Annotated in this window: 10 protein-coding genes and 7 tRNA genes; 2 read left to right on the forward strand and 15 right to left on the reverse strand. The window is 51.8% G+C overall.

Features of this window, described 5'->3' with window-relative positions; genetic code table 11:
• Nucleotides 1-20: 20 nt before the first annotated feature.
• The 3 genes from ybeY to miaB form a co-directional block, all read right to left on the reverse strand.
• Nucleotides 21-488: an rRNA maturation RNase YbeY gene (gene ybeY / locus C3D30_RS05635; RefSeq protein ID WP_000084457.1), complete on the reverse strand. Its 468-nt coding sequence runs from the start codon at nucleotides 486-488 to the stop codon at nucleotides 21-23.
• Nucleotides 485-1,525 carry a PhoH family protein gene (locus C3D30_RS05640; protein WP_001018040.1) on the reverse strand — a complete coding sequence of 347 codons (1,041 nt, stop codon included), beginning with the start codon at nucleotides 1,523-1,525 and terminating at the stop codon, nucleotides 485-487. Before C3D30_RS05640 ends, ybeY begins: the two co-directional genes overlap by 4 nt.
• Nucleotides 1,526-1,677: 152 nt before the next feature.
• A complete protein-coding gene (gene miaB, locus C3D30_RS05645) occupies nucleotides 1,678-3,102 on the reverse strand; it encodes a tRNA (N6-isopentenyl adenosine(37)-C2)-methylthiotransferase MiaB (protein ID WP_000162741.1) in 1,425 nt (474 codons plus the stop codon).
• Between the two features lie 145 nt (nucleotides 3,103-3,247).
• On the opposite strand from miaB, the gene ubiF reads away from it, so the two are divergent.
• Complete coding sequence (gene ubiF / locus C3D30_RS05650; protein WP_105286580.1) at nucleotides 3,248-4,423, forward strand: 3-demethoxyubiquinol 3-hydroxylase; 1,176 nt, start codon at nucleotides 3,248-3,250, stop codon at nucleotides 4,421-4,423.
• A 222-nt stretch (nucleotides 4,424-4,645) separates the two neighbouring features.
• On the opposite strand, the gene C3D30_RS05655 is transcribed toward ubiF, so the two are convergent.
• From C3D30_RS05655 to C3D30_RS05685, 7 genes are all read right to left on the reverse strand, one after another.
• A tRNA-Gln gene (locus tag C3D30_RS05655) sits at nucleotides 4,646-4,720 on the reverse strand.
• A 37-nt stretch (nucleotides 4,721-4,757) separates the two neighbouring features.
• Nucleotides 4,758-4,832, reverse strand: a tRNA-Gln gene (locus tag C3D30_RS05660).
• A gap of 46 nt (nucleotides 4,833-4,878) precedes the next feature.
• A tRNA-Met gene (locus C3D30_RS05665) sits at nucleotides 4,879-4,955 on the reverse strand.
• Nucleotides 4,956-4,970: 15 nt separating this feature from the next.
• A tRNA-Gln gene (locus C3D30_RS05670) sits at nucleotides 4,971-5,045 on the reverse strand.
• 34 nt (nucleotides 5,046-5,079) lie between these two features.
• Nucleotides 5,080-5,154, reverse strand: a tRNA-Gln gene (locus tag C3D30_RS05675).
• A 23-nt stretch (nucleotides 5,155-5,177) separates the two neighbouring features.
• Nucleotides 5,178-5,262: transfer RNA gene (locus C3D30_RS05680), tRNA-Leu, on the reverse strand.
• Between the two features lie 10 nt (nucleotides 5,263-5,272).
• Nucleotides 5,273-5,349: transfer RNA gene (locus tag C3D30_RS05685), tRNA-Met, on the reverse strand.
• 320 nt (nucleotides 5,350-5,669) lie between these two features.
• On the opposite strand from C3D30_RS05685, the gene C3D30_RS20290 reads away from it, so the two are divergent.
• Nucleotides 5,670-6,107, forward strand: a complete 438-nt coding sequence (locus tag C3D30_RS20290) for a hypothetical protein (protein WP_123058515.1) — start codon at nucleotides 5,670-5,672, stop codon at nucleotides 6,105-6,107.
• A 41-nt stretch (nucleotides 6,108-6,148) separates the two neighbouring features.
• On the opposite strand, the gene asnB is transcribed toward C3D30_RS20290, so the two are convergent.
• The 5 genes from asnB to nagB form a co-directional block, all read right to left on the reverse strand.
• The gene (gene asnB, locus C3D30_RS05695; RefSeq protein WP_000337055.1) at nucleotides 6,149-7,813 is read right to left on the reverse strand and encodes an asparagine synthase B; all 1,665 of its coding nucleotides are present in this window, start codon (nucleotides 7,811-7,813) and stop codon (nucleotides 6,149-6,151) included.
• Between the two features lie 256 nt (nucleotides 7,814-8,069).
• Nucleotides 8,070-8,822: a ribonucleotide monophosphatase NagD gene (nagD, locus tag C3D30_RS05705; protein WP_000153129.1), complete on the reverse strand. Its 753-nt coding sequence runs from the start codon at nucleotides 8,820-8,822 to the stop codon at nucleotides 8,070-8,072.
• Between the two features lie 47 nt (nucleotides 8,823-8,869).
• A complete protein-coding gene (gene nagC, locus C3D30_RS05710; protein ID WP_000187570.1) occupies nucleotides 8,870-10,090 on the reverse strand; it encodes a DNA-binding transcriptional regulator NagC in 1,221 nt (406 codons plus the stop codon).
• 8 nt (nucleotides 10,091-10,098) lie between these two features.
• Entirely contained in the window at nucleotides 10,099-11,247 is a 1,149-nt protein-coding gene (gene nagA, locus C3D30_RS05715) for an N-acetylglucosamine-6-phosphate deacetylase (RefSeq protein ID WP_000271177.1), read from the reverse strand.
• 61 nt (nucleotides 11,248-11,308) lie between these two features.
• On the reverse strand, nucleotides 11,309-12,109 hold the full coding sequence (gene nagB / locus C3D30_RS05720; RefSeq protein ID WP_001237072.1) for a glucosamine-6-phosphate deaminase: 801 nt from the start codon (nucleotides 12,107-12,109) through the stop codon (nucleotides 11,309-11,311).
• Between the last annotated feature and the right edge of the window lie 58 nt (nucleotides 12,110-12,167).

Consider the following 12,167-nt stretch of genomic DNA (forward strand, 5'->3'; position numbering starts at 1 on the left):
CCAGTCAAATGCCTGGCAAATTACTCTTTCTCGGCAATGTACGGATCCTCATAGCCCAGAGCAAGCATAATCTCTGTTTCGAGGGCTTCCATCTCTTCTGCTTCGTCATCTTCGATGTGATCGTAACCTAACAAATGCAGACTGCCGTGCACCACCATATGCGCCCAGTGCGCCTCCAGTGGTTTGCCTTGCTCCTGTGCTTCCTTCTCAACCACCTGACGGCAGATAACCAGATCGCCCAGTAGCGACATCTCCATGCCAGGCGGCACTTCAAACGGGAAGGAGAGCACGTTGGTCGGCTTATCCTTACCGCGATAGGTCAGATTCAGACTGTGGCTTTCGGCGGTATCGACCAGGCGAATAGTCACTTCCGATTCTTCCTGAAACTGCGGGATCACCGCATTCAGCCATGTTTGAAACTGGCTCTCTTCCGGCAACCCGGAATTATCTTCACATGCCAGTTGTAAATCGAGGATCACCTGACTCATTTTTGTTCCTGTTCTTCGCGCTTGCGTTCTGCCGCCAGCGCCGCTTTTCGTTTTTGTTCGGCTTCTTCCCAGGCTTCATAGGCGTTAACGATACGCGCCACCACCGGGTGACGAACCACGTCTTCGCTGTGGAAGAAGTTAAAGCTGATCTCTTCGACATCGGCCAGCACTTCGATGGCATGACGCAAACCTGATTTAGTATTACGCGGCAGGTCGATCTGTGTGACGTCGCCGGTGATAACCGCTTTTGAGTTAAAACCGATACGGGTCAGGAACATCTTCATCTGTTCGATGGTAGTGTTCTGGCTCTCATCGAGAATGATAAATGCGTCGTTCAGCGTACGACCACGCATATAGGCCAGCGGTGCGACTTCAATAACGTTGCGCTCAATCAGCTTCTCGACTTTCTCAAAGCCAAGCATTTCGAACAGCGCGTCGTACAGCGGACGCAGATACGGGTCCACTTTCTGACTTAAATCGCCAGGCAGGAAGCCCAGCTTCTCACCGGCTTCTACTGCCGGACGAGTCAGCAGAATACGGCGAATTTCCTGACGCTCCAGGGCATCAACTGCCGCAGCCACTGCCAGGTAGGTTTTACCCGTACCCGCCGGGCCAACGCCGAAGGTAATGTCATGGTCGAGAATATTGGCGATGTACTGCGCCTGGTTTGGCGTGCGCGGCTTAATTACGCCGCGTTTGGTTTTGATATTGACCGCTTTGCCGTACTCCGGCACGCTCTCCGCGCTTTGCTCCAGTACCCGCGCTTCTTTAATCGCAAGGTGGATCTGTTCCGGTTCGATATCCTGAATCTGACCGCGCATCGGGGCAGTATCGACATACAGGCTACGCAGAATGTCTGCCGCAGCGGTGACGCAAATCGGACGGCCGGTCAGTTTAAAGTGGTTATCGCGGCGATTGATCTCGATGCCGAGACGGCGTTCGAGTTGCTTGATGTTGTCATCAAACGGGCCGCACAGGCTCAACAGACGCGCATTGTCTGCTGGCTCCAGGGTGATTTCGCGAGTGTCTATGTTCAAACCGTTCCTCTTATCTGTATGCCGCCGGAAGCTGAACATTCACCGGCCTATAAGGAAATTATTCACGCCACAGGAAAAAGGCGCAAGCATTGCGATAAAGATGGGGATAAAGAGAGAGAAAACAAGGCCCACCGGAACGGCGGGCCTGAGAATTACGGCTGATAATAACCCACGCCCAGGTCATTTTCTTTGCGGGTACGGGCAATCACTGATTCCGGGGTTTCTGCCACGCGCAGACCCATTTCCTCTTCGGTACGTACCACTTTACCGCGCAGGGAGTTCGGGTAGACGTCGGTAATTTCTACATCAACGAATTTACCGATCATATCCGGCGTGCCTTCGAAGTTAACCACGCGGTTATTTTCAGTACGACCAGAAAGCTCCATGATGCTCTTACGCGATGTCCCTTCTACCAGAATACGCTGGGTGGTGCCGAGCATCCGGCGGCTCCATGCCATCGCCTGCTGATTAATGCGCTCTTGCAGAATATACAGACGCTGCTTCTTCTCTTCTTCCGGAACATCATCAACCATATCGGCGGCTGGCGTACCCGGACGTGCGGAGAAGATAAAGCTGTAGCTCATGTCGAAATTGACGTCGGCAATCAGCTTCATCGTTTTCTCGAAGTCTTCGGTGGTTTCGCCAGGGAAGCCAACGATGAAGTCAGAACTGATCTGAATATCGGGACGCGCCGCACGCAGTTTACGGATGATCGCTTTGTACTCCAGCGCCGTGTGGGTACGCCCCATCAGGTTCAGAATGCGATCGGAACCGCTCTGTACCGGCAGGTGCAGGAAACTCACCAACTCCGGCGTGTCGCGATACACTTCGATAATATCGTCGGTGAATTCGATCGGATGGCTGGTGGTAAAGCGAATACGATCGATCCCGTCGATCGCAGCAACCAGACGCAGCAGATCGGCAAACGATCCGGTGGTGCCGTCGTAGTTTTCACCACGCCAGGCGTTCACGTTCTGACCGAGCAGGTTGACTTCACGCACGCCCTGCGCGGCAAGCTGGGCAATCTCAAACAGAATATCGTCGGACGGACGGCTTACCTCTTCACCACGGGTGTAAGGCACCACGCAGTAGGTGCAATATTTATTGCAGCCTTCCATGATGGAGACAAACGCGGTCGGCCCTTCGGCACGCGGTTCCGGCAGACGGTCAAACTTCTCGATTTCCGGGAAGCTGATATCTACAACCGGGCTGCGGTCGCCGCGCACGGAGTTAATCATCTCCGGCAGGCGGTGCAGCGTTTGCGGCCCAAAAATAATATCGACATAGTGGGCGCGCTGGCGAATGTGCTCGCCTTCTTGCGATGCCACGCAGCCGCCGACGCCGATAATCAGGTCTGGATTCTTCTCTTTTAACAGTTTCCAGCGACCCAACTGATGGAAGACTTTTTCCTGAGCCTTCTCGCGGATTGAGCAGGTGTTCAGCAGCAGCACATCCGCTTCTTCCGCCACGTCGGTCAGTTGATAGCCGTGGGTGGCATCCAGCAGATCGGCCATCTTCGATGAATCGTACTCGTTCATCTGACAGCCCCAGGTTTTAATATGGAGTTTTTTGGTCATCGACTTGCTCTTGCGAAATAGTAGCCAGGAATGCAGGGCGCATAGTGTAATGCTTTGCTGCCGTTGTGACCAGTATGAGCGTTATCAGCCCTTGGGGGTAAAAATCCTGTAAACTTAAAGCATATTGCTAACAGGATGATTGACCATGACAAATCAACCAACGGAAATTGCCATTGTCGGCGGAGGAATGGTCGGTGGCGCACTGGCGCTGGGACTGGCACAGCACGGATTTACGGTAACGGTGATCGAGCACGCAGAACCTGCACCGTTTGTCGCTGACAGCCAACCGGACGTTCGGATCTCAGCGATCAGCGCGGCTTCGGTATCATTGCTTAAAGGTTTAGGCGTCTGGGATGCGGTACAGGCCATGCGTTGCCATCCTTACCGCAGACTGGAAACGTGGGAGTGGGAAACGGCGCATGTGGTGTTTGACGCCGCTGAACTTAAGCTACCGTTGCTTGGCTATATGGTGGAAAACACGGTCCTGCAACAGGCGCTGTGGCAGGCGCTGGAAGCGCATCCGAAAGTAACGCTACGTGTGCCAGCCTCGCTGATTGCGCTGCATCGCCATAATGATCTTCAGGAGCTGGAACTGAAGGGCGGCGACGTGATCCGCGCGAAGCTGGTCATTGGTGCTGATGGCGCAAATTCGCAGGTGCGGCAGATGGCGGGAATCGGTGTTCATGCCTGGCAGTATGCGCAGTCGTGTATGTTGATTAGCGTACAGTGCGAGAACGATCCCGGCGACAGCACCTGGCAGCAGTTTACCCCGGACGGCCCACGCGCGTTTCTGCCGCTGTTTGATAACTGGGCGTCGCTGGTGTGGTATGACTCTCCGGCGCGCATTCGCCAGTTGCAGAATATGAATATGGTGCAGTTGCAGGCGGAGATAGCGAAACATTTCCCGTCGCGTCTGGGTTATGTGACGCCGCTTGCCGCAGGCGCTTTTCCGCTGACGCGCCGTCATGCATTGCAGTATGTTCAGCCGGGGCTGGCGCTGGTGGGCGATGCCGCGCACACCATCCATCCGCTGGCGGGGCAGGGGGTGAATCTTGGTTATCGTGATGTCGATGCCCTGATTGACGTTCTGGTAAACGCGCGCAGTCATGGTGAAGCATGGGCCAGTTATCCCATTCTCAAGCGTTACCAGATGCGGCGCATGGCGGATAACTTTATTATGCAGAGCGGTATGGATCTGTTTTATGCCGGATTCAGCAATAATCTGCCGCCGCTGCGTTTTATGCGTAATCTCGGATTAATGGCGGCGGAGCGTGCTGGCGTGTTGAAACGTCAGGCGCTGAAATATGCGTTAGGGTTGTAGCGTAACGGTTGATACCAAAGCTACAAAAGCGTGCGGACGATCCCCTCGCCCCTCGTGGAGAGGGTTAGGGTGAGGGTGAGGGGGAAAGCCGCGCCTGAGTGTGCTTCCAGGCTGGTTTGCCCTGAACCGTGAGCCAAATTCAAATTAGCTGTATCAACATCGCATTCGACATTGAATATATGCAGAAAAGCAAAAAGCTCGCCGAAGCGAGCTTTTCTAATGTGGCTGGGGTACGAGGATTCGAACCTCGGAATGCCGGAATCAGAATCCGGTGCCTTACCGCTTGGCGATACCCCAACTGGGTGCACTTACGATGTAAGCGTCTTGAATAAATTGGCTGGGGTACGAGGATTCGAACCTCGGAATGCCGGAATCAGAATCCGGTGCCTTACCGCTTGGCGATACCCCAACAAAATTTTTCGAATTTGCCGAACATATTCGACACATTCAGAATTTGGTGGCTACGACGGGATTCGAACCTGTGACCCCATCATTATGAGTGATGTGCTCTAACCAACTGAGCTACGTAGCCAGATTATTTCTTCGATGGCTGGGGTACCTGGATTCGAACCAGGGAATGCCGGTATCAAAAACCGGTGCCTTACCGCTTGGCGATACCCCAATAACCGGGCGGTGAACCGCTTACTCGAAGAAGATGGCTGGGGTACCTGGATTCGAACCAGGGAATGCCGGTATCAAAAACCGGTGCCTTACCGCTTGGCGATACCCCATCCGTACAACGCTTTCTGGTGAATGGTGCGGGAGGCGAGACTTGAACTCGCACACCTTGCGGCGCCAGAACCTAAATCTGGTGCGTCTACCAATTTCGCCACTCCCGCAAAAAAAAGATGGTGGCTACGACGGGATTCGAACCTGTGACCCCATCATTATGAGTGATGTGCTCTAACCAACTGAGCTACGTAGCCATCTTTTTTTTCGCGTTACCTTATCGGCGTTGCGGGGCGCATTATGCGTATAGAGCCTTGCAGCGTCAACCTCTTTTTCAAGGAAAATTGCTCGAAAGTGACTGTTTGGTTAGGTTGCGAACAGCGTGGCGCTATATTCGTCAATTATTGTTTATTTCGTGTTTTTCTCTGTTGTTTTGCGATGCAGGATGAAATTCGGAATTCAACAATAGCGCCCGAGAATTATCCCATGAAATACTGCACCGTTACGATTGGACAGAGCAGGGATTGCGGTGCCTGCATCTCTGCTACCACTTCAGGCTATTTATTGAGGGAATAATATGCTGCGTTTTATCACGGTGCTGGTCAGTGCTTTATTACTTATGCAATCCGCATTTGCCGACGAAGCCCGATCGGAAATCGGTAAGTATGTCTTTGGTTATCGTGGTCAGGAAGGGGCAGTGGTCTGGATGATGCGAATCGGGCCGAAAGCGGAAAATGAAGCACTCGTTCAGGTATCTCATGTTGATAATGACATCGATGGTCAGATTTTTCGCTGTAAAGTGAAAGCATTACAGGACGGTGAGAAATCCTATACCGCCGTAATTAAGGGCAAATCTTTTGAGTTATTACGCCTGAAAGAGGGAAATGGCAGCCTGCATATCCCGGATGAGCAGGCAACCTGGTCGGTGGCTTACAGTGATGAGTTGTCAAACAGCGATGTAGCAAATCCGGAACATTTCCTCACTGCGTATCAAAATCAACAAGCTCCCCAGTAACTGAAATTGCCCCGGAATTCTCCGGGGCGTTAATACACTTCTTATTTATACGCTGACTGGTGAACGCCAACCGCGCGACCAGAAGGATCATCCATTTTCTTGAACGCTTCATCCCACTCGATCGCTTTGGCGGAAGAACAGGCGACGGAAGGGCCGCCCGGTACGCACTCAGCGGCGCTTGGAAGTGGGAACAATTCTTCAAAGATTTCGCGATACAGATACGCTTCTTTTGAGGTCGGAGTGTTGTACGGGAAGCGGAAGCGGGCAGTTTCGAGTTGCTGATCAGAAACCTGCTGCGCCGCCACTTCTTTCAGAGTGTCGATCCAGCTATAACCGACGCCATCAGAGAACTGCTCTTTCTGCCGCCAGGCCACGCTTGCGGGCAGATACGACTCAAAACATTCACGCAGGATGTGTTTTTCCATTTTGCCGTTGCCGCACATTTTATCCTGCGGGTTAATGCGCATCGCCACATCGAGGAATTTTTTGTCGAGGAACGGAACGCGTGCTTCCACGCCCCAGGCTGACATCGCTTTGTTGGCGCGTGCGCAGTCATACATATGCAGGGCCAGCAGTTTACGTACCGTCTCTTCATGCAGCTCTTTGGCATTTGGCGCTTTGTGGAAGTAGAGATAACCACCAAATACTTCGTCAGAACCTTCGCCTGACAACACCATTTTAATACCCATCGCCTTGATCTTACGCGACATTAAATACATCGGCGTCGAAGCGCGAATAGTCGTCACATCATAGGTTTCGATGTGGTAAATCACGTCGCGGATGGCATCCAGACCTTCCTGTACGGTGAAGTGAATTTCGTGATGCACAGTACCCAGATGGTTTGCCACTTCCTGTGCCGCTTTCAGATCCGGTGAACCTGGCAGACCTACAGCAAACGAGTGTAACTGCGGCCACCAGGCTTCAGAGCGTTCCTGATCTTCCACGCGACGGGCGGCGTATTTCTTGGTGATCGCGGAAATAATTGAGGAATCCAGACCACCGGAAAGCAGCACACCGTAAGGCACATCGGACATCAGATGGCTTTTTACGGAATCTTCCAGTGCCTGACGCAATTCATTTTTATCGGTCACGTTATCTTTCACCGCATCGTAGTCGAACCAGTCGCGATGATAATAAGAACGGATTTCGCCGTCCTGACTCCACAAATAGCTCCCTGCCGGGAACTCTTTAATCGTGCGGCATACCGGCACCAGGGCTTTCATTTCTGAGGCCACATACAGCTGACCATGTTCGTCATAGCCCATATACAGTGGGATGATCCCCAGATGGTCGCGACCAATCAGATATGCATCTTTTTCGCTGTCGTACAGGGCAAAGGCGAACATGCCTTGCAAGTCGTCGAGAAATTCCGCCCCTTTTTCCTGATACAGCGCGAGGATCACTTCGCAGTCAGATCCAGTCTGGAACTGGTAACGATCGCCATACTCGGCGCGCAATGCCTGGTGGTTGTAGATTTCACCGTTTACCGCCAGTACGTGGGTTTTTTGTTGGTTGTAGAGAGGTTGCGCGCCTGCGTTAACGTCAACAATTGACAGACGTTCGTGGGCGAGAATGGCGTTATCGCTGGCATAAATACCGGACCAGTCCGGGCCACGATGACGCATCAGGCGTGACAGCTCGAGTGCCTTCTTGCGCAGCTCAACTGCGTCTGTTTTGATATCGAATACGCCAAAAATTGAACACATAACCTTCTCCGTTAACCTGGTGTTTGTTGCTTGTTGTGTTTGCTTGTTTAAAAAAATGCCGCAAAGCAGCACTGTGCGCAAGCGATTTGGCGGTGTAAAAATAAAAAACGTAATGGTGATTGCTGATTGATGAAAAAGGGTAGGGTGTAGTGGCGTGTTTATTGATGAATCGATAATTTTTGACGTGTTTTATTGAATGGATGAGTTTTGGCGAGCGGTGAAAATAAAAAACCACGTCCTGAGACGTGGTTGATATTCAGATAACGTCGATTTCAGCGACTGACGGGTAAATCCAGCTGGGGCGGAACGGCATACTGTCGATATCGTCGAGCGATGAAACGCCAGAGAGCACCAGAATCGTCTCCAGACCCGCCTGGAAGCCCGCCAGAATATCGGTACGCAGGTTATCGCCGACAATCACCGTTTCTTCCGAATGCGCCTGCATTTTGTTTAATGCCGCGCGGATGATCCACGGACTTGGCTTACCGACATAAAAAGGTTTACGCCCGGAGATTTTCTCAATACCTGCGCACAGCGCGCCACAGGCGGGATAAAAACCGCGCCCGTGGGTATCCGGGTTAGTGGCGATAAAGCGTGCACCATTAGCGACGAAATACGCCGCTTTATGCATCATGTCCCAGTTGTATGAACGCGTTTCGCCAACAATCACAAAATCAGGATTCACGTCCGTAATAGTGAAACCGGCTTTGTACAGCTCATGGATCAGCGCGCCTTCGCCCACCACATACGCTTTTTTACCTTCCTGACGGCGCAGGAAATCGGCGGTTGCCATCGCGGAGGTATAAAACACGCTGTCCGGCACATCGACACCCGCAGTGGCAAAGCGGTTCGCCAGATCTTGCCCGGTCTGCGAAGGATAGTTGGTCAGCAACACCAGCGGCAGGCCTTTATCCATAATCCCGTGCAAAAATTCCGCTGCACCCGGTACGGCGACGTTATCGTGCATCAGCACGCCGTCGATATCGCAAATTACATTTTTAATGGTCATGGACTACCCAGAATATTGACAACAATAAGCGCCACTATAAAAGCACATTAATTTTCCAGCAAATGCTGGAGCAAAATACCGTTGAGCATGGCGCGTTTTACCAGCGCAAAAGCGCCGATTGCTGAGCGGTGATCCAGCTCAGAACGTACCACCGGCAGATTGGTGCGAAATGCCTTCAATGCCTGGGTATTAATGCAGCTTTCAATAGCAGGGAGCAGCACTTTATCGGCTTCGGTGATCTCACCTGCGATAACAATTTTTTGCGGATTAAATAAGTTGATAGCAATGGCGATGGTTTTACCCAGATGACGACCGACATACTCAATCACTTCCGACGCCAGACCGTCGCCTTTGTTCGCGGCTTTGCAGATAGTTTTGATAGTGCAGTCATCCAGCGGCACACGGCTCTGGTAGCCCTGCTTTAACAGATTCAACACCCGCTGTTCAATGGCGGCGTTGGCAGCGATAGTTTCCAGACAACCGAAGTTGCCGCAGTGGCAGCGTTCACCCAGCGGTTCGACCTGAATATGACCAATTTCACCGACGTTGCCGTTGCGACCGATAAAAATGCGCCCGTTAGAGATAATACCGGCCCCGGTTCCGCGATGTACTCGCACCAGAATAGAGTCTTCGCAATCCTGACTTGCACCGAAGTAGTGCTCTGCCAGCGCCAGACTGCGGATATCGTGACCGACAAAACAGGTCACTTTAAAACGCTCTTCCAGTGCCTCTACCAGCCCCCAGTTTTCCACCTGAATATGCGGCATGTAATGAATTTTACCGCTGTCAGGGTCAACAAGCCCTGGCAGGATCACCGAAATCGCGATCAGCTCGCGCAGTTTGCGCTGGTAGCTATCAATAAACTGAGCAATGGCATTCAGCAGGGCATGTTCCAGCGTCTGCTGGGTACGTTCTGGTAGCGGATAATGTTCTTCTGCCAGCACTTTGCTGCTGAGATCAAACAGAGTGATGGTGGCATCGTGACGACCGAGTCGTACGCCGATAGCGTGGAAATTACGAGTTTCAGTAACGATGGAGATAGCGCGGCGGCCCCCGGTGGAGGCCTGCTGATCGACTTCTTTGATCAGCCCGCGTTCGATAAGCTGACGTGTAATTTTGGTTACGCTGGCGGGGGCAAGCTGGCTTTGCTCAGCAATCTGAATCCGCGAGATTGGCCCGAACTGGTCAATCAGGCGATAAACCGCCGCGCTGTTAAGCTGTTTTACGAGATCAACATTACCTATCTGAGCTTGTCCGCCTGGTGTCATACTTTCTCTTATTGAGTTACGACCTCGTTACCATTAACGATGGTCCTGGTGATTTTAAAATCAGGTGTGAATGCGGTCAGGTTGGCCACTTTACCTGCGGCGAGCGTGCCGAGACGTTTTTCAACGCCAATTGCACGTGCCGGGTAGAGCGTCGCCATACGCAGCACTTCATCCAGTGCGATACCGCAATGTTCGACCAGATTACGCACGCCTTCAATCATGGTTAATGATGAACCACTTAACGTACCATTTTCATCCACACAAAGTCCGTTGCGGTAGTATATTGTTTTACCCGCAAAAATGAACTGTTCAATATTGGCGCCTGCTGGTGCAGTAGCGTCGGTGACCAGACACAGTTTGTCGCCTTTCAGACGTTTGGCGTTGCGGATGTTAGCGTAATCAACGTGCAGGCCATCGGCAATAATACCGCAATAAATGTCTGCTTCGTCGAGAATTGCACCTGCCAGTCCCGGTTCGCGACCAGTAATATACGGCATCGCGTTATACAGATGGGTGGCAAAAGTAATACCTGCGCGGAAACCGGCTTTCGCTTCTTTCAACGTCGCGTTGGAGTGACCAGCAGAAACCACAATCCCGGCATTTGCCAGTTTGCTGATGACTTCCGCAGGAACCATTTCCGGTGCCAGGGTAACTTTAGTAATCACATCAGCGTTTTCGCACAGGAAATCAACCAGCGCAGCATCGGGTTTACGCACGAAATTCGGGTTATGAGTGCCTTTTTTCACCAGGTTCAGCCACGGACCTTCCAGATGCAGACCTAATGCCTGATTCGGATGTTTTGCCAGGTACTCGCGCATTACGCGCACACCCTGTTTCATCAGGTCATCGCTGGTAGTGATAAGCGTTGGCAGATAGTTAGTACAGCCTGATTTCTCATTGGCTTTCTGCATGATTTCCAGCGTTTCAACGCTTACCGCTTCCGCAGTGTCGTTAAACTGCACGCCGCCGCAGCCGTTTAACTGCACATCAATAAAACCGGGGGAGAGAATGGCTCCGTTCAGTGAACGTTGTTCAATCTCTGACGGCAGTTCCGCAACCGGACAGACGCTTTTAATCAGGCCATCAGCGATAACAACCGCGTGGTCATCAAGAAATTCGTGACCGGTAAAGATCCGGCCCTGGGTTAATGCATACATTCCGACCCCCGATTTTAAAGATAATATTGCCCTGAACAAGGTGTCAGGGCAGGGATAATAATTACAGACCTTTGATATTTTCTGCTTCTAATTCATTGAAATATCTTAAAGTCTTAACTTTCAGCTCCATGGTGGAAGGTTCATCGCACACCATGATCGCTTTCGGATGCAGTTGCAGGCAGCTGATGGTCCACATATGGTTAACGCAACCTTCAACTGCGGCTTGCAGCGCCAGTGCTTTCTGGCTACCCAGAACCAGAATCATCACTTCTTCGGCATCCAGCAATGTACCAACACCGACAGTCAGGGCATATTTTGGCACCTGATTAACATCGTTATCAAAGAAACGAGAGTTCGCGACGCGAGTGTCGTGGGTCAGGGTTTTGATACGGGTGCGAGAAGCCAGAGAAGAGGCCGGTTCGTTAAATGCGATGTGACCGTCGTTACCTACGCCGCCCATAAACAGATGAATTTTACCGTAAGAGCGGATTTTTTCTTCATACTGGCGGCACTCGGCGTCGATATCCGGGGCGTTACCGTTGAGAAGGTTGATATTTTCTGCTGGAATATCAACGTGATCGAAGAAATTACGGTGCATAAAGCTGTAGTAACTTTCCGGATGCTCTTTCGGCAGACCGACATATTCATCCATGTTGAAGGTGACAACGTGCTTAAAGCTGACCTGGCCTGCTTTATGCATTTCGACTAACGCTTTATAGGTGGTCATCGGTGTGCCGCCAGTCGGCAGACCGAGCACGAACGGACGATCGGCAGTCGGTTTGAACGCGTTGATACGATTAACGATATGGCGAGCAGCCCATTTGCCGACCTGTTCAGCGGTAGTCAGGGGGATCAGTCTCATTATTCACCTCAATAAGTAAAATGTAAGCCGTTGGCGGATTAGGCATCTTTAAGCGTAA

This window comes from Escherichia sp. MOD1-EC5433, assembly GCF_002966005.1.
Lineage (GTDB): Bacteria > Pseudomonadota > Gammaproteobacteria > Enterobacterales > Enterobacteriaceae > Escherichia > Escherichia ruysiae.